Annotated in this window: 15 protein-coding genes; 8 read left to right on the forward strand and 7 right to left on the reverse strand. The window is 66.0% G+C overall.

What is annotated here, in order from left to right; genetic code table 11:
- Positions 1 to 121: 121 nt before the first annotated feature.
- On the reverse strand, positions 122 to 253 hold the full coding sequence (locus PSK12I2_RS25245; protein ID WP_256203978.1) for a hypothetical protein: 132 nt from the start codon (positions 251 to 253) through the stop codon (positions 122 to 124).
- A 145-nt stretch (positions 254 to 398) separates the two neighbouring features.
- Positions 399 to 1,448 carry an AraC family transcriptional regulator gene (locus tag PSK12I2_RS0112670; protein WP_027598701.1) on the reverse strand — a complete coding sequence of 350 codons (1,050 nt, stop codon included), beginning with the start codon at positions 1,446 to 1,448 and terminating at the stop codon, positions 399 to 401.
- Positions 1,449 to 1,619: 171 nt separating this feature from the next.
- Between PSK12I2_RS0112670 and PSK12I2_RS23950 the strand changes: the two genes are divergently transcribed.
- Positions 1,620 to 3,008, forward strand: coding sequence for an NAD(P)/FAD-dependent oxidoreductase (locus PSK12I2_RS23950; protein ID WP_051398722.1), 1,389 nt, complete (start codon positions 1,620 to 1,622; stop codon positions 3,006 to 3,008).
- 12 nt (positions 3,009 to 3,020) lie between these two features.
- On the forward strand, positions 3,021 to 3,887 hold the full coding sequence (locus tag PSK12I2_RS0112680) for an SDR family oxidoreductase (RefSeq protein ID WP_027598702.1): 867 nt from the start codon (positions 3,021 to 3,023) through the stop codon (positions 3,885 to 3,887).
- Between the two features lie 56 nt (positions 3,888 to 3,943).
- On the opposite strand, the gene oadA is transcribed toward PSK12I2_RS0112680, so the two are convergent.
- Positions 3,944 to 5,749 (reverse strand): sodium-extruding oxaloacetate decarboxylase subunit alpha, encoded by a 1,806-nt coding sequence (gene oadA, locus PSK12I2_RS0112685; protein ID WP_027598703.1) that lies wholly within the window; start codon positions 5,747 to 5,749, stop codon positions 3,944 to 3,946.
- A 13-nt stretch (positions 5,750 to 5,762) separates the two neighbouring features.
- Positions 5,763 to 7,178 (reverse strand): acetyl-CoA carboxylase biotin carboxylase subunit, encoded by a 1,416-nt coding sequence (locus PSK12I2_RS0112690; protein WP_027598704.1) that lies wholly within the window; start codon positions 7,176 to 7,178, stop codon positions 5,763 to 5,765.
- A 138-nt stretch (positions 7,179 to 7,316) separates the two neighbouring features.
- Between PSK12I2_RS0112690 and PSK12I2_RS0112695 the strand changes: the two genes are divergently transcribed.
- Entirely contained in the window at positions 7,317 to 8,291 is a 975-nt protein-coding gene (locus PSK12I2_RS0112695; protein ID WP_027598705.1) for a LysR family transcriptional regulator, read from the forward strand.
- Here PSK12I2_RS0112695 and PSK12I2_RS24600 read toward each other — a convergent pair.
- Both PSK12I2_RS24600 and hexR read right to left on the reverse strand, forming a co-directional pair.
- Complete coding sequence (locus PSK12I2_RS24600) at positions 8,221 to 8,442, reverse strand: PA3496 family putative envelope integrity protein (RefSeq protein ID WP_074583361.1); 222 nt, start codon at positions 8,440 to 8,442, stop codon at positions 8,221 to 8,223. The genes PSK12I2_RS0112695 and PSK12I2_RS24600 overlap by 71 nt on opposite strands.
- A gap of 74 nt (positions 8,443 to 8,516) precedes the next feature.
- Complete coding sequence (gene hexR / locus PSK12I2_RS0112700) at positions 8,517 to 9,386, reverse strand: transcriptional regulator HexR (RefSeq protein WP_007160102.1); 870 nt, start codon at positions 9,384 to 9,386, stop codon at positions 8,517 to 8,519.
- 340 nt (positions 9,387 to 9,726) lie between these two features.
- Here hexR and PSK12I2_RS0112705 point away from each other — a divergent pair, with 340 nt between their 5' ends.
- The 3 genes from PSK12I2_RS0112705 (at position 9,727) to PSK12I2_RS0112715 (ending at position 12,977) form a co-directional block, all read left to right on the forward strand.
- The gene (locus PSK12I2_RS0112705; RefSeq protein ID WP_017639168.1) at positions 9,727 to 10,245 is read left to right on the forward strand and encodes an Hcp family type VI secretion system effector; all 519 of its coding nucleotides are present in this window, start codon (positions 9,727 to 9,729) and stop codon (positions 10,243 to 10,245) included.
- 132 nt (positions 10,246 to 10,377) lie between these two features.
- Positions 10,378 to 12,546 (forward strand): DNA helicase II, encoded by a 2,169-nt coding sequence (gene uvrD / locus PSK12I2_RS0112710; RefSeq protein WP_027598706.1) that lies wholly within the window; start codon positions 10,378 to 10,380, stop codon positions 12,544 to 12,546.
- Between the two features lie 2 nt (positions 12,547 to 12,548).
- Entirely contained in the window at positions 12,549 to 12,977 is a 429-nt protein-coding gene (locus tag PSK12I2_RS0112715) for an EamA family transporter (RefSeq protein ID WP_027598707.1), read from the forward strand.
- Between the two features lie 180 nt (positions 12,978 to 13,157).
- Here the strand turns inward: PSK12I2_RS0112715 and PSK12I2_RS0112720 are convergent, their stop codons facing one another.
- Positions 13,158 to 14,918, reverse strand: a complete 1,761-nt coding sequence (locus PSK12I2_RS0112720; RefSeq protein WP_027598708.1) for a cation:proton antiporter — start codon at positions 14,916 to 14,918, stop codon at positions 13,158 to 13,160.
- A 271-nt stretch (positions 14,919 to 15,189) separates the two neighbouring features.
- Here PSK12I2_RS0112720 and PSK12I2_RS0112725 point away from each other — a divergent pair, with 271 nt between their 5' ends.
- Together PSK12I2_RS0112725 and PSK12I2_RS0112730 are read left to right on the forward strand one after the other, a co-directional pair.
- Positions 15,190 to 16,047: a Tim44 domain-containing protein gene (locus PSK12I2_RS0112725; protein ID WP_027598709.1), complete on the forward strand. Its 858-nt coding sequence runs from the start codon at positions 15,190 to 15,192 to the stop codon at positions 16,045 to 16,047.
- A 180-nt stretch (positions 16,048 to 16,227) separates the two neighbouring features.
- Positions 16,228 to 16,629 carry an SMI1/KNR4 family protein gene (locus tag PSK12I2_RS0112730; RefSeq protein WP_007160107.1) on the forward strand — a complete coding sequence of 134 codons (402 nt, stop codon included), beginning with the start codon at positions 16,228 to 16,230 and terminating at the stop codon, positions 16,627 to 16,629.
- Positions 16,630 to 16,674 lie beyond the last annotated feature (45 nt).

Here is a 16,674-nt window from a genome sequence, read left to right on the forward strand (position 1 = left end):
GTAACCTGGGATGAGAGGGATAAGGGACAGGGACGAACAGGGCAAGGCGCCTCGCTCAGGACAGGGCGGAGGCGCTGATGAGGGCTGCAGAGGCCGGCGGGACCGGCCTGATTTGCAGGGATCAGTGCGCGGCGTGGGCCGTCATGCCGCGCGAGCGCTCGGGCTGGGTCTCCAACGGACGCCGTTCGGCGTGACCATCGAGCAGCTTGTCCAGCAGACCGCGCAGGGCGCGTTTCTTGAGATCTTTCAGCATCGCGAATCCTCCCGGGATCGTTATAGCCTTGGCTATATTAAATAGCAGACCCTATCGAGAGGTGTTAGTGCTTTTTATCAATCGGATAAATAGAGGCGCCCTAAACCTCTCGGGCTAGAGCGATCGGACAAACCGGGAGCGATGCCTAGTCACCCTCCTCCACCCGCGTCCTCAGGCGGCGACGGGCTTCCTGCGGCGCCAGGCCGGTCCAGCGCCGGAAAGCCCGGCGGAAATTGCGCAGATCGCCAAAGCCGGTCTGGAAGGCCACCTCGGCCAGCGCCAGGTCGGCCCGGCCGAGCAGCGTCAGGGCGCGATCACGACGCGCTTCGTCGACCAGCGCCTGATAGTGGGTACCCGCCGCCTCGAGACGGCGCCGCAGGGTCCGTTCGCTGAGATTGAGCGGCGCGGCCAGTTGCGCCAGGGTCGGCGGCGCATCCAGCCGCTTGCGGATCTCGCGCTGCAGGCCCTCGACCAGATCCGTTCGCAGCGGATCGTAGCCAGCCGTCGCGCCCAGCAATTCGATCACCTCGGCGGCCACGGCGTCATCGCGGGTGGCGAGGGGCATGTGCAGCCAGGCAGGGTCGAATTCGATGGCGGTCACCGGCGCGGCGAAGCGCACCGGGCACTCGAACAAGGCCGCATAGCGCTCGCCATGCGGTGGAGCGGGATAGTCCAGGCTCAGCGCCCGCGGCGGCAACCGTGTCCCGGCGAGATGCCGGGCGACGCCTAGCACGCTGGCCAGCCCCTCCTCCATGTAGAAGGCGGTCACCGCCGGCTCGTGGAAGCGTGGCGTCAGCACCAGCCGCACCGCCGCCGCCCCCTGCTCCAGGCCATAGTCGAGCATGGCACCGGCCTGCCGCTGATAGTGCAACCCCAGCTCCAGGGCCGCGCCCAGGGTGGCGCAGGCCTGCATGCCGAGACCGACCAGGCCGAGCGAGACGCTGGTCTGCCGGGCGCCGACCGCCAGGCCCAGGCCGTCGTCGCCCAGTTGCGCCAGGCAGCGCCTGACCAGCAGATAGCCCTGCCGGTGCGACAGGCGAAAGCCCGGCCGCTGCACGTCGGCCGCCGTGAACCCCAGGCCGCGGCAGAGTCGCTCCACGTCGACGTGGCGGTCGGCCGCCACGCGCAGCAGCAGCCGCGACACCTGGGGCGGCGCCGAGGCACGGGAAAAGCGCGGATCGACGGGGTCCGGCATGACGACGCTCCTCGGGCGAGAACCTGGCTGGACGTTAACCCAGTGGCGACCGGGCGAAAATCCCTCGGCAACGGCTGTCCGTTTCGGCCCCCTTCCCTGGCCGCCGCCACCCTGCCGTGGCCCCTCGACCCGCCGCTAAGGTTGCCTCGACACCCACGCGTGGAGACCTGCATGAACGACGACCTCTCCTACCAGGACTGCGGCGAGCGCATCTGCATCGTCGGCGGCGGCCCCGGCGGCCTGTGCATGGCCCGCGCCCTCAAGCGCCGCGGCCTGGATTACGAACAGTTCGAGCGCCACAGCGACTTCGGCGGCGTCTGGGACCTGGATAACCCCGGCACGCCCATGTACGAATCCGCCCACTTCATCTCGTCGCGAGACCTCTCGGGCTTTCTCGACTATCCGATGCCCCGCGCCTTTCCCGACTATCCCGGCAATCGCCAGATCCTCGACTACCTGCGCGCCTTCGCCCGCACCTTCGGGCTCTACGCCCAGGCCCGCTTCAACACCGCCGTCGAACGGGTCGACAAGGATGCGGATGGCCGCTGGATCGTCACCCTCGACAGCGGTGAACGCCGCCGTTATCGGGCGCTGATCTGCGCCACCGGCTGCAACTGGGACCCCAACCTGCCGGAGATCCCGGGGCACTTCAGCGGCGAGATCCGCCACGCGGTCAGCTACCGGCGTGCGGCGGAATTCCAGGGCAAGCGGGTGCTCATCGTCGGCGCCGGCAATTCCGGGGCCGACATCGCCTGCGACGCCGCCGCCAACGCCGAGCGCGCCTTCATCAGCCTGAGGCGCGGCTATCACTTCATCCCCAAGCACCTCTTCGGCGTGCCGGCGGACGTCTTCGGCGAACGCGGTCCGCGCCTGCCGCTGTGGCTGGAACGGCCGCTGTTCCAGGGTCTGCTGCGCCTGCTGCAAGGCGACCTGACCCGCTTCGGCCTGCCGAAGCCGGACCATCGCCTGTTCGAGAGCCATCCGCTGCTCAACAGCCAGCTGCTGCACCACCTGCAGCACGGCAACATCCAGGCACGGCCGGACGTCTCGCACTTCGAGGGCGACCAGGTGGTGTTTCGCGATGGCAGCCGGGAGACTCTCGACCTGGTCCTCTATGCCACCGGCTATCGCTGGAGTTGCCGCTACGCCGCCGACTACTTCAGCTGGCAGCACGGCCGGCCGCAGCTCTACCTGTCCATCTTCAGTCGTGAACACCGCAACCTGTTCGGCATCGGCTATCTGGAGACCAATTCCAGCGCCTACAAGCTGTTCGATCAGGAAGCCCACCTGATCGCCTGCCACCTGGCCGACCAGCTCCAGCGCCCGCACCAGGCCCGCGAATTCCAGACGCTGATCCAGCAGGACGACCCGGACCTCTCCGGCGGCATCCGCTTCGTCGACTCGCCCCGCCACGCCGTCTACCTGGAGGTGCACGCCCTGCAGAACCATCTGCGCCAGCTGCGTCGCCGGCTGGGCTGGAGCGACCTGACCCCGGGTTATTTCGATCCCCTGCGCCAGGCGCCCGAGCCGCTTCCGGCCAGCCTGCCCACCCCGTCCTGAGCGAGCCTGCCGATGAGCGACGTCATCCTGATCACCGGTGCCGCCGGCGGCATCGGTCAATGCCTGGCGCGGCAACTCAGCCGCCGACCGGTCCAGCTGGTCCTGGTGGATCGCGACGCCAGAGGCCTGGCCGCCCTGCGCGCCGAGCTGGGCGAAACCACCCTGACCTACGCCGCCGATCTCTGCGACGAAGACCAGCTCGCCGCCCTGATCGACTTCGTCCAGCAGCGCTGCGGTCGCCTCGATGCCCTGGTCAACAACGCCGCCATCGTCCGCGTCGGCCCCCTCACCGAACGCTCTCCGGCCAGCATTCGCCAGGAGCTCGACATCAACCTGCTGGCGCCCCTGCTGCTCGCGCGGCTGGCCATTCCCCTGCTCCGGCGCTCGACCAATGCCCGGCTGGTCACCACCGTCTCCCTGGCGGGCATCTTTCCCACCCCGGAGAGCCCCATCTATTGCGCCAGCAAGTTCGGCCTGCGCGGCGCCATGCTCGCCCTGGCGCAGGATCTCGCGCCCCAGGGCATCCGCGTCTGCTGCGTCCTGCCGTCGGCCACCGACACCCCGATGCTGCGCCACGAGGCCATCGCCGGCGGCAACGCCCTGCAATTCATGGATCCGCCCCAGTCACCCGAGACGGTGGCGCGACTATTGGTCCGGGTGCTGGATCGACCGCGCCTGGAAAGCGCGCCGCGCGCCGGCGAACTCTGGCTGAGCCGGCTGGCGATGCTGGTGCCCAACCTGCTGCCGCGCCTGTTGCCGTTCTTTCAGCTTCGTGGCGAACGCGGCCTGCGCCGCTATCTCAGCGACCTGGAGCAGCGCGGCCTGGCCGAACGCCACGAAGGCACCTGGCGCCTGCGCCCGGACGACCGACCCGACTAGCCTTCTTTCGGAAACAAAAAAGGGGCCCGCAGGCCCCAAGGGAAATCGAAGTGATCTCAGCCTTCGATTTCGATCAACACCTCGCCCGGATTGACCCGGTCGCCCTTGGCCACCCGCACCGCGGTGACGGTGCCGGCGATGGGCGCCTGGATCTCGGTTTCCATCTTCATGGCTTCGGTGACCAGCACGCCCTGCCCGGCCCTGACCTGGTCACCCTCCTTGACCAGCACCTCGACGATGTTGCCCGGCATGGTGGTGCTGACGTCGCCCGGACGCTCCGCCTGGCGCCGCCGCTGACCGCCCTCGGCGACGAAGTCACCACTGGCCTCGAACACCACCTCTTCCGGCACCCCGTCGATGGACAGATAGAAGTGCCGCTTGCCCTCGCTCTTGAGGCCGATGCCGGTGATGTCCACCTGGTAGGTCTCGCCGTGCACGTCGACGCTGAAGGCAGTCGGCACGCCCTGGCCGCCCACCGCGGCCACGCCATCGGCCGAGGGCATGGGCAGCAGGGCTTCCGGCACCAGGGTCCCGGCGGCGCGTTCCTCGAGGAACTTGCGCCCGATGTCGGGGAACATGGCAAAGGTCATCACGTCTTCTTCGCTCTTGGCCAGGTCACCGATCTCGGCGCGCAGCCGGGTCAGCTCGGGACTGAGCAGATCGGCCGGCCGCACCTCGATGACCTCCTCCTGGCCGATGGCCTGCTTGCGCAGCTGCTCGCAGATGGCGCCCGGCGCCTTGCCATAGCGGCCCTGCAGATAAAGCTTCACCTCGTTGGTGATGGTCTTGTAGCGCTCGCCGGCCAGCACGTTGAAGAACGCCTGGGTGCCGACGATCTGCGAGGTCGGGGTCACCAGGGGCGGATAGCCCAGGTCCTTGCGTACCCGCGGGATCTCTTCCAGCACCTCGTTCATGCGATTGAGGGCGCCCTGCTCGCGCAACTGGTTGGCCAGGTTGGAGATCATGCCGCCCGGCACCTGGTTGACCTGTACCCGGGTGTCGACCCCGGTGAATTCGCTCTCGAACTGGTGGTACTTCTTGCGCACCGCATGGAAATACAGGCCGATCTCCTGCAGCAGCTCCAGGTCCAGGCCGGTGTCGTAGGGCGTGTCGCGCAGGGCCGCGACCATGGATTCGGTCCCCGGGTGGCTGGTGCCCCAGGCCATGCTGGAGATCGCCGTGTCGATGCGATCGGCCCCATTCTCCACCGCCTTGAGCTGGCACATGGCGGCCACCCCGGCGGTGTCGTGGGAGTGCACCACCACGTCCAGGGTCAGGGCCTCCTTGAGCGCCTTGACCAGCTCGCCGGTGGCATAGGGCGTCAGCAGGCCGGCCATGTCCTTGATGGCGATGGAGTCCACGCCCAGGTCGGCCATGCGCCGCGCCTGGTCGACGAAGGCCGCGACGGTGTGCACCGGGCTGGTGGTGTAGCAGAGGGTGCCCTGGGCATGCTTGCCGCTGGCCTTGACCGCGCGGATGGCGGTTTCCAGGTTACGCACATCGTTCATGGCATCGAAGATGCGGAAGACGTCGGTGCCATTGGCGGCGGCGCGCTCGACGAAGGCCTCCACCACGTCATCGCTGTAGTGCCGGTAGCCGAGCAGATTCTGGCCGCGCAGGAGCATCTGCAGCCGGGTATTGGGCAGCGCCTTGCGCAGCTGGCGCAGACGCTCCCAGGGGTCTTCCTTGAGGAAGCGCACGCAGGCGTCGAAGGTGGCGCCGCCCCAGACTTCCAGCGACCAGTAGCCGACCTGGTCGAGCTTGGCGCAGATCGGCAGCATGTCTTCGGTGCGCATGCGGGTCGCCAGCAGCGATTGGTGGGCGTCGCGCAGGATGGTGTCGGTGATCTGGATGCTTTTCATTGTTCTGTCGTCCTTACAGACCGGCGTGGGCGGCGATGGCGGCGGCGATGGCGATGGCCAGGTGCGTCGGGTTGCGCTTGATCGAGTACTGGGTCAGCTCCGGATGGCTTTCCACGAAGCTGGTGTTGAAGCGCCCGCTGCGGAATTCGGGATCGCGCAGGATGGCCCCGTAATAGGGCGCGGTGGTCTTCACCCCCTGCACGCGCATGTCGTCCAGAGCGCGCAGGCCACGATCCATGGCCTCTTCCCAGGTCAGCGCCCAGACGATCAGCTTGAGGCACATGGAGTCGTAGTACGGCGGGATCACGTAGCCGGTGTAGATGGCGGTGTCGGTGCGCACCCCCGGTCCGCCCGGCGCGTAGTAGCGGGTGATCTTGCCGAAGCTCGGCAGGAAGTTGTTCTTCGGGTCCTCGGCATTGATGCGGAACTGCAGGGCGAAGCCGCGGTGCTGGACGTCTTCCTGGGCAAAGGACAGCGGCAGGCCCGAGGCGATGCGGATCTGCTCGCGAACGATGTCGATGCCGGTGATTTCCTCGGTGATGGTGTGCTCCACCTGCACCCGGGTATTCATCTCCATGAAATACACCTCGCCCTCGGCGAGCAGGAATTCCACGGTGCCGGCGTTCTCGTAACCCACTGCCTTGGCCGCACGCACGGCGAGATCACCGATATAGGCGCGCTGCTCGGGGGTCAGCTGGGGGCTGGGCGCGATCTCGATCAGCTTCTGGTTGCGCCGCTGGATGGAGCAGTCGCGCTCGAACAGGTGCACGGTGTTGCCGTGGCTGTCGGCGAGGATCTGCGCCTCGATGTGCTTGGGATTGACGATGCACTTCTCGAGAAACACCTCGGCCGAGCCGAAGGCCTTGGTCGCCTCGGAGATCACCCGCGGATAGGCCTGCTCCAGTTCCTCGCGGGAGTTGCAGCGGCGGATACCGCGACCGCCGCCGCCGGAGGTGGCCTTGAGCATCACCGGATAACCGAGGCGATCGCCTTCGCGCAGGGCCTCGGCGATGTCCGCCACGTTGCCCTCGGTGCCCGGGGTGCAGGGCACGCCAGCGGCGATCATGCTGCGCCGGGCCTCGGTCTTGTCACCCATGCGGCGGATGACCTCGGCGGACGGCCCGATGAAGCGGATCCCGCGCTGGGCGCAGATTTCCGCCAGCTCGGCGTTTTCCGAAAGGAAGCCATAGCCGGGATGCAGGGCGTCGCAACCGGTCTCCACGGCCAGGTTCACCAGCTTGCGCGGGTTGAGATAACCCTCCAGCGGATCGCTGCCGATGCCGTGGGCTTCGTCGGCACGTTTCACGTGGAGCGCTTGGCGATCCGCATCGGAGTAGACCGCCACCGAGCGAATGCCCATCTCGGCACAGGCACGCACGATGCGCACGGCGATCTCGCCCCGATTGGCGATAAGTATCTTCTTGATCACACCTGGCTCCTTGTCTGCTGCAGCCTGCAGCCGCTTGTTATTGCCGGTGACCTGAAGCTACGCCAGGGTCTCTCTTATGGAAAATAAATAATTGTTGGATACTCCATAAGTCATCCCTTATGGATCTCTGAGATGCCCATGCGCAAGCCCCTGATGCGGCTCACCTTTCGCCAATTGCAGGTATTCGAGGCCGTGTGCGAGGCCCGCTCCTACAGCCGCGCGGCCGATATCATGGCGCTGACCCAGCCGGCGGTGAGCCTGCAGGTCCGTCAGCTCGAAGAGGTGGTGGGCGCCCCGCTGTTCAACTACGTCAATCGCACCCTCTACCTCACCGAGGCCGGCGAGGCCCTGCGCCAGACCGGGCGCGATCTCTTCGCCCGGCTGGGCAGCCTGGACATGCAGCTGTCAGATCTGCGCGGCGCCCTGCACGGCCAGCTGCGACTGGGGGTGGAGAGCAGCGCCCAGTACCTGGCGCCGCACCTGTTCAGCCAGTTTCGCAGCAGCCATCCCCAGGTCGATCTGGCGCTGACCGTGGGCAACCATGCCCGGGTGCTGCGTCGGCTGACGGAGAATCGCGAGGACGTGGCGCTGATGTCCGGGGTGCCCAGTGGCTCGGACCTGGATTTCCTGCCCTTGCTGGACAACGCCATCGTCGCCGTGGCGCGCCCGGGCCATACCCTGGCCGGCCGCCATGGCCTGAGCCTGCGCGATCTGACCGCCTATCCGTTGCTGGTGCGCGAGGTCGGCTCCGGCACGCGCCAGGCTTGCGAGGACTATCTCAAGCAGAAGCGCGCGCACTTCGCCGAACAGCTGGAGATCGGCGCCTTCGAGGCGCAGCGCGAGGCGGTCCGCGCCGGACTCGGCCTGGCGCTGCTGCCGCGCCAGGCCATTCGCAGTGATCTCGCCGCCGGCAGCCTGGTCGAGTTGGACGTCGCCGACTTGCCGCTGCGGCGCTCCTGGTGCGTGGTGCAGGTACGTGGCAAGCCGCTGTCGCCGGTGGCCCAGGCCTTCGTCGACTACCTGCGCAGCCAGCGCAGCCTGATCAATGCGTTAGGTATTGCCCTGGAGCCTGCTGCCGGCGCTGGGCCTGGCGTTCGTCCAGCAGCTGATTGAGAAACAGCAATTCATCGAGTTCCACGGCGAGTCGCTGCTCTTCGGCACGGGCTTCGATGGCGCGGCGGAATTTCATCCGCCGTTGATCCTGTAGCTTTCTGCGGGTCTTGCTGTCGAGACGAACGCTGGATTCCTGGATGAGAGCGGTCATGCCAATTCCTCCGGGCTGGGATCGGAATGGGCAGCTTCACCCTAACAGGTGACGATTTGGCGACAAAAAGACGACTATTGGGTGTCGCTGTGCTTGGTCGATTTCGATGACAACCGCAGGCTGCGCAAGCTGCGCTTCACGCCCTTGAGGTGCTCGACCAGGGCCGGACCGCGGGACATGGCCACGCCCATGGCCAGCACATCGATCACCACCAGGTGGGCGATCCGCGAGGTCAGGGGCACATAGATATCGGTGTCTTCGTGCACGTCGATGGCGATGTTGACCGTCGACAGATCGGCCAGCGGCGTCTGCCCCGGGCAGATGGTGATCAGGGCCGCGCCGTTGTCGCGCACCAGGTTGGCGGTGATCAGCAGGTCCTTGGAACGGCCCGACTGGGAGATGCAGATGGCCGCATCGGAGGCCGTCAGGGTCGCCGCCGACATGGCCTGCATGTGCGGATCGGAATAGGCGGTGGCGCTGAGCTGCAGGCGAAAGAACTTGTGCTGGGCGTCGTTGGCCACCGAACCCGAGGCGCCGAAGCCGTAGAACATCACCCGCTGGGCCTTGGCGATCGCCTCGATCGCCGTTTCCAGCGCACGCATGTCCAGGCGCTCGCGCACGTCCATGAGGGTATGCAGGGTGGTGTCGAAGATCTTCAGGCTGAAGTCTTCCACCGCATCGTTCTCGTGGATGGCGAACTGGCCGAAACTGGCCCCCGCCGCCAGGCTCTGGGCCAGGCGCAGCTTGAGATCCTGGAAGCCGTCGCAGCCGATGGCGCGGCAGAAACGCACGATGGTGGGCTCGCTGACGCCGACGTTGTGGGCGAGGTCGGCCATGGAGCTGTGCATGACGGCAGCCGGATCCACCATGACCTGCTCGGCGACCTTGAGCTCCGACTTGCGCAGCAGGTGGCGGGATTGAGCAATGTGTTGCATGAGGTTCACAGGCGTATCTCGTCTAGCGGGCGGATGTAGTGCGTCGTACTTATACTACATAACGGTCGCCAAGGCTCTTGGTCATTACGATTCAGCACGGTCTTTTTCGCGCCCGTATCGGCACTTGGTAGTCATCCGCACGACCGACTACCTGAGCCCGAGCAGCTTTTGAACCGCTCTGCGCAAGGCCTTGCGCAGATTCCCGAGCGGTGGCGCACAGTTGCTCTGCCCCGCCCCTGTAGTGCTTTTGCAACCCACTGATCAGAAAGGAATTTTCGGTTCTGGCATAGCCCTTGTTAGCTCCTGGTACCCGGGCCATGAAGGCCTATCACCAGGCAAGGAGAGCACCATGCCAACCCCCGCGTACCTGTCCCTCGAAGGCACCAAGCAAGGCCTGATCACCGCCGGCACCTTTACCGAAGACTCGGTCGGCAACATCTTCCAGGAAGGTCACGAAGACCAGATCCTGGTCCAGGCCTTCAACCATCAGGTGATCATTCCCCGCGATCCCCAGTCGGGTCAGCCCACCGGCCAGCGCGTGCACAAGCCGCTGATGATCACCAAGGTGTTCGACAAGGCCTCGCCGCTGATCTTCAACGCCCTCACCTCCGGCGAACGCCTCGGCAAGTGCCGCCTGGAGTGGTACCGCACCTCGGCCACCGGCACCCAGGAGCACTACTTCACCATCGAACTGGAGGACGCCATCATCGTCGACGTCCAGTCCCGCATGCCCAACTGCCAGGACCCGAGCATGGCGCACTTCACCCACCTGGAAGACGTCTACTTCACCTACCGCAAGATCGTCTGGACCCACGAGGTCTCCGGCACCTCCGGTTCCGACGACTGGCGCTCGCCGATCGCCGCCTGAGGCGCCGACTGCAAGCATTACTCTGCCCCCCGCCAGCCCCGCTGGCCGGGGGGTCCGCTGCCCTGCGCCACCCGCCTCGCCTCCCATCCGTCCGGTTTGGCGCTCCTTCTGCCGCATCGGTAGAATGCGGCGATGAACGACGACATTTCCCTGCTGCTCAATTCCCTCAACGATGCCCAGCGTCAGGCCGTGGCCGCGCCCCTGGGTCGCCAACTGGTCCTGGCCGGTGCCGGCTCGGGCAAGACCCGGGTGCTGGTGCACCGCATCGCCTGGCTGATCCAGGTCGAGCGCGCCTCGCCGCACTCCATCCTCTCGGTGACCTTCACCAACAAGGCCGCCGCGGAGATGCGCCACCGCATCGAGCAATTGCTCGGCATGAGTCCCCAAGGCATGTGGGTCGGCACCTTCCACGGCCTGGCCCACCGCCTGTTGCGGGCGCACTGGCAGGAAGCGGGGCTGTCGCAGAATTTCCAGATCCTCGACAGCGACGACCAGCAGCGCATCGTCAAGCGGGTGATCCGCGAACTGGGCCTCGACGAGCAGCGCTGGCCGGCACGCCAGGCGCAGTGGTTCATCAACGGCCAGAAGGACGAAGGCCTGCGACCGCAGCACATCCAGGCCGTCGGCGATCTCTTCCTCAGCACAATGCGCAGCATCTACGAAGCCTACGAGGCGGCCTGCGCGCGCGCCGGGGTGATCGACTTCTCCGAGCTGCTGCTGCGCGCCCTGGATCTGTGGCGCAACAATCCCAGCCTGCTGGAACACTACCAGCGGCGCTTCCAGCACCTGCTGGTGGACGAATTCCAGGACACCAACGCCGTCCAGTACGCCTGGCTCAAGCACCTCGCGCAGAATGGCGCCAGCCTCATGGTGGTGGGCGACGATGACCAGTCCATCTATGGCTGGCGCGGCGCCAAGATCGAGAACATCCAGCAGTTCAACGAGGACTTCTCGGCCGAGATCATCCGCCTGGAGCAGAACTACCGCTCCACCGACACCATCCTCAAGGCCGCCAACGGCCTGATCGCCCACAACTTCGGCCGCCTCGGCAAGGAGCTGTGGACCGACACCGGCGAAGGCGAGGCCATCACCCTCTATGCCGGCTTCAACGAGCACGACGAGGCGCGCTACATCGTCGAGACCATCGAGAGCGAGTTCAAGAAGGGCACCCGGCGCAGCGAGATGGCCATCCTCTACCGCTCCAACGCCCAATCGCGGGTGCTGGAAGAGGCGCTGCTGCGCGAAAAGATCCCCTATCGCATCTATGGCGGTCTGAGATTCTTCGAGCGCGCCGAGATCAAGAACGCCATGGCCTACCTGCGGCTGATCCAGCATCGCCATGACGATGCCGCCCTGGAGCGGGTGATCAACGTGCCGCCGCGCGGCATCGGCGAAAAGACCGTGGAGGCGCTGCGCGGCGCCGCCCGCGCGCAGAACACCTCGCTGTGGCAGGCGCTGCACGACCTGGTCGGCGCCCGCGCGGTGTCGGGTCGCGCCGCCTCGGCGCTCAATGCCTTCGTCGAGCTGGTCGACACCCTGGCGCTCAAGGCCGAGGACCTGTCCCTGCACAGCCTGGTGCAGCAGATCATCGAGCAGACCGGCCTGGTCACCTTCCACAAGGAAGAAAAGGGCGAGAAGGGTCAGGCGCGGGTGGAAAACCTGGAAGAACTGGTCAGCGCCGCGCGCTCCTTCGATTTCAGCGGTGACGAGGAGATGACGCCCCTGGCGGCCTTCCTCGACCACGCCGCCCTGGAATCCGGTGACACCCAGGCCGACAGCCACGAAGACAGTGTCCAGCTGATGACCCTGCACAGCGCCAAGGGCCTGGAATTCCCCCTGGTGTTCCTGGCCGGTATGGAAGAAGGCCTGTTCCCGCACAAGATGAGCCTGGAAGAACCCGGCCGCCTGGAAGAGGAACGCCGCCTGGCCTACGTGGGCATCACCCGCGCCATGCGCCGCCTGGTGATGAGCTATGCGGAGACCCGCCGGCTCTATGGCAGCGAGACCTACAACAAGGTCTCGCGCTTCGTCCGCGAGGTACCGGACGGCCTGATCCAGGAAGTGCGGCTGTCCAATGCGGTCAAGCAGCCCTTCGCCGGCAGCCGACCCAGTCCCTTCGCCCAGGCCCCGGTGCCGGAGACCACCTTCAGTCTCGGTCAGCCGGTGCGCCACGCCCTGTTCGGCGACGGTGTCATCCTCAACTACGAGGGCTCCGGCGCCCATGCCCGGGTGCAGGTCAACTTCAAGTCCGAAGGCAGCAAGTGGCTGATGGTGAGCTACGCCAAGCTCGAACCGCTCTAGCCATGACCACCTCCTGGCTGTTCTGGGCGCTCCTGGCGGCGGCGTTCGCCGCCCTCACCGCCATCTTCGGCAAGCTGGGCGTGGAACACGTCAACGTGGACTTCGCCACCCTGCTGCGCACCCTGGTGGTCGTGGTGGTCCTGGCGGTCATCGTCCTGGCCACCGGGCAGGCGCAACCCCTGGCCAGCATCGCCGGTCGCAGCTATCTGTTCCTGTTGCTTTCGGGCGTGGCCACCGGCCTGTCATGGCTGTGCTACTACCGGGCGCTCAAGCTGGGCCCCGCCTCGCTGGTGGCGCCGGTGGACAAGTTGAGCGTGGTGCTGGTGGCGATCTTTGGCGTGGCGCTGCTGGGTGAGCGCCTGGACCTGCGCCAGTGGTGCGGCATCGCCGCCATCGGCGGGGGCGTGCTGCTGCTGGCCTGGCGGCCCTGAAGGGGCGCAGGAAAAGAGCCTGACCGCCGGTGGGAGATTGCCGGACGGCAGAAAGCGGCCAAGCCCATTTCCTGCATTGCGCATTCCCTTGCCATCGATCCGCTTATTCAAACGGCCGACTTAGAGCGATTCTGCCGCGTCGATCCCCGGTGGGCAATGGCTGGATTCCGCAAAAGCGGCCTAAGGGTGTCCGCCCTTGTCCTGTTCCAGGGTCTCGATGAAGGCGATCTGCAGCCGCGAATGGACGCGGATGAACCAGCGCCACAGCACCGCGATCACCACCACCGCGACCAGGCCGATCAGCAGCAGCAGCTCGCCACGCGGCAGGATGCTGCTGCTCAAGGCGGCCAGCAGCACCAGGATGCCGGCCAGCGACAGCAGCGGGATCAGCTCGCTGACCAGTCGCCGTACCGGCTGCGTATAACGGCCAGCCTGGTTCTGCCGCACGCTGAGTTCGGCCATCAGCATGGCCAGGGCCTTGAGCTTGCGATAGGCGGCGATCAGGCAGGGCAGCGACAGCAGCAGGGCCCCGCCCCAGATGCAGGCCTTCTGCAGATCGGGATCGGTGATCCAGGTGCTGAGCCAGCCGGCCAGGCCACCAGCGAAATAGGCGCCGCCAAGGAAGATGGCGATGACCAGCGACAGGTTGATGCCGACCTGCAGCAGGATGCGCCTCATCATGCCGGCCAGGACCGCCTTCTCGCCCTGGGGCTGGATGCTGCGCAGCCATTCGCCATAGATGCCCAGCACCCGCTGCATGGGCTGTGGCAACCAGCGGCCGATCCACAGCGCCAGCGGATCGGCGGCCTTGATCAGATAGGGTGTCAGCAGCGTGGTGATCGCCGACACGGCCACCGCCACCGGATAGAGGAAATGACTGGTGACGCCCAGGGTGATCCCGAGGGTGGCGATGATGAAGGAGAACTCGCCGATCTGCGCCAGGCCCATGCCGACCCGCAGCGAGGTCCGGCCATCGTTGCCGGCGATCAGGGTCCCCAGGCTGCAGGCGAGGATCTTGCCCAGCACCACGGCGACGCTGATCACGGTGATCGGCCAGGCGTATTCCACCAGCACCTTGGGATCGAGCAGCAGGCCGATGGCGACGAAGAAGATGGCGCTGAACATGTCGCGCAGCGGTTCCACCAGCTTCTCGATCTTAAGCAGCTGCCGCGACTCGGCCATGATGGCGCCGATCAGGAAGGCACCCAGCACCACGCTGTATTCCAGCTTGGCCACCAGCAGGCAGAAGCCGAAGCACAGCCCCAGCACCGTGATCAGCAGCATCTCGTTGCTGTCGAACTTGGCCACGTAGGCCAGCAGGCGTGGCACTAGCAGGATGCCGATCACCAGCGCCACGATCATGAACAGACTCAGCTTGCCCAGGGTCGAGGCCACCGCGCCCGGTTCCACCGAACCGCTCACCGCCAGGCCCGACAGCAGGGCGATGATGCCGATGCCGAGAATGTCCTCGACGATCAGCACGCCAAAGATCTGCTGGGCGAAGCGCTCGTGCTTCATCTTCAGCTCGTTGAGCGCCTTGACGATGATGGTGGTCGAGGAAATGGCCAGGATGGCGCCGAGGAACAGCGAATCCATATGCGACCAGCCGAACATCTGGCCCACCTGGTAACCCAGCCAGAGCATCAGGCTGATCTCGAGGAAGGCGGCGATGAAGGCGGTGGCACCCACCCGGAACAGCTTGCGCAGCGAGAATTCCAGGCCGAGGCTGAACATCAGGAAGATCACCCCCACCTCGGCGAGGGTCTTGATGCTTTCTTCGTCGTGGATCAGACCGAATGGCGGGGTGTGGGGTCCGATGATGAAGCCGGCGAGGATGTAGCCCAGGACCACGGGCTGCTTGAGGCGGTGGAAGAGGATGGTCACCACGCCGGCCACCAGCATGATGACGGCCATGTCCTGGATAAAAGCTAGAGCATGCATCGGCCGGGCCCTCCTATGACGGGCCGGGCACTCTCCCGACACCTGCGCTGACTGGAGTCCAAGACTAGCATCTGCAAACTCTTGTGACGGATTTTGCAAAAATCTGTAATAGATTGATGTGCTTGGAAATTTTCAACGGTCGCAAGCACTTGGCGGCCTGCTTCCAGGTAACGCCGACAGGGCAAAATACCGAAACAATTCACGCTGGCTGTACTTGACCGGGCAGCGCAAGATGTATCCAACACCAGACTCTTCACAGAGAGAACACCACATGCAACGCCTGATGAGCTTCTTCATGATCCTGTGCCTGGGCCTCACGCTCAGCCTGGATGCCAATGCCAAACGCATGGGCGCCGGCAAGTCCGCTGGCGCCGCGCCCATTCACCAGACCCGCCAGGCCGCGCCAACCCAGCAGCCGGGCATGGCTTCGCCTGCCGCCGGTGCTGGCGCCGCCGCCGCTGCCCGTCCGAGTGGCGCCTCGCGCTGGCTCGGCCCGCTGGCCGGTATCGCCGCCGGTGGTCTGCTCGCCTCCATGTTCATGGGTGACGGCTTCGAAGGCTTCCAGTTCTTCGACTTCCTGATCCTGGCGCTCATCGCCTTCGTGATCTTCCGCCTGATCGCCCGTCGCAAGCAGCAGGCCGGTCCGCAGCCCGCCATCGCCGGTCATGCGCCGATGCAGCGCGAGATGCCCAACCAGCCCAACAATGGCGGTCTGTTCGGCGGTGCCGCCGCTGGCGCCGCGCCGGTGATCAACGCACCGAGCTGGTTCAATGCCGAGCGCTTCGTGGCCGCCGGTCGCGAGCACTTCATGAACCTGCAGCAGCACTGGGACGCCAACGAGATGGACAAGATCTCCGAGTTCGTCACCCCGCAGATGCTGCAGTGGCTGCGTGACGAGCGCGCCGCGCTGGGCGAGGGCTTCCAGTCCACCTACATCGAGAACCTGAACGCCACCCTCGACGGTGTCGAGGATCTGCAGGGCAAGACCATCGCCACCATCACCTTCAACGGTGTATCCAAGGAATCGCGCTTCGACCAGGGCCAGCCGTTCAGCGAAAGCTGGCGCATGGAGCGCATGGCCGGCGAGAACCAGCCCTGGCTGCTGGCCGGTATCCGCCAGAACGCCTGATAAGGGCGCGTCACCGAAAAGCCCGGCTCTAAGCCGGGCTTTTTCATGGGCGCCGCCTGCCGAACATCTCTCGAAACCGCTATCAAGTCCGTACGGAAGCTGCCGTTATCCCGGACTGAACTGCTAACCTTGCGCGCCTCTTTTCCCTTTATCCGGTGCGCATTTCGAGAGAGGCCTGCTATGGAAGACGTCATCGAACGCCTGCGTGAAGAAAACGAACCCGTTCCCGTACCCCTGGAGCTGCCCGACGAAGACCTGCTGGTCGAGATCGAGGAAGAGCTGCTCATCAGCCTGCCGCCGGAATTCCGCGAATTCCTGCTGACCGTCAGCGACGTGGTCTATGGCCGCATCGAGCCGGTGACCGTCACCGATCCCCAGTCCCATACCTACCTGCCGGAAGTGGCCGCCACCGCCTGGGACGAAGGCCTGCCGCGCGAGTACATTCCCCTCTGCGCCAGCGACGACGGCTACTACTGCGTCAGCCAGGAAGGCGAGGTACTGTTGTGGGAAGATGGCGACCTGACCGACGAATCCTGGGATTCGGTCTGGGTCTGGGCGCGCGACGTCTGGCTGGAAAGCTGACCGGCCCGCTACTGAACGACCCCGCTGCGCATGGGTCTGGATAAG

This window comes from Pseudomonas sp. MOIL14HWK12:I2 (assembly GCF_000510745.1).
In the GTDB taxonomy this organism is placed as follows: Bacteria; Pseudomonadota; Gammaproteobacteria; order Pseudomonadales; family Pseudomonadaceae; genus Chryseomonas; species Chryseomonas oryzihabitans.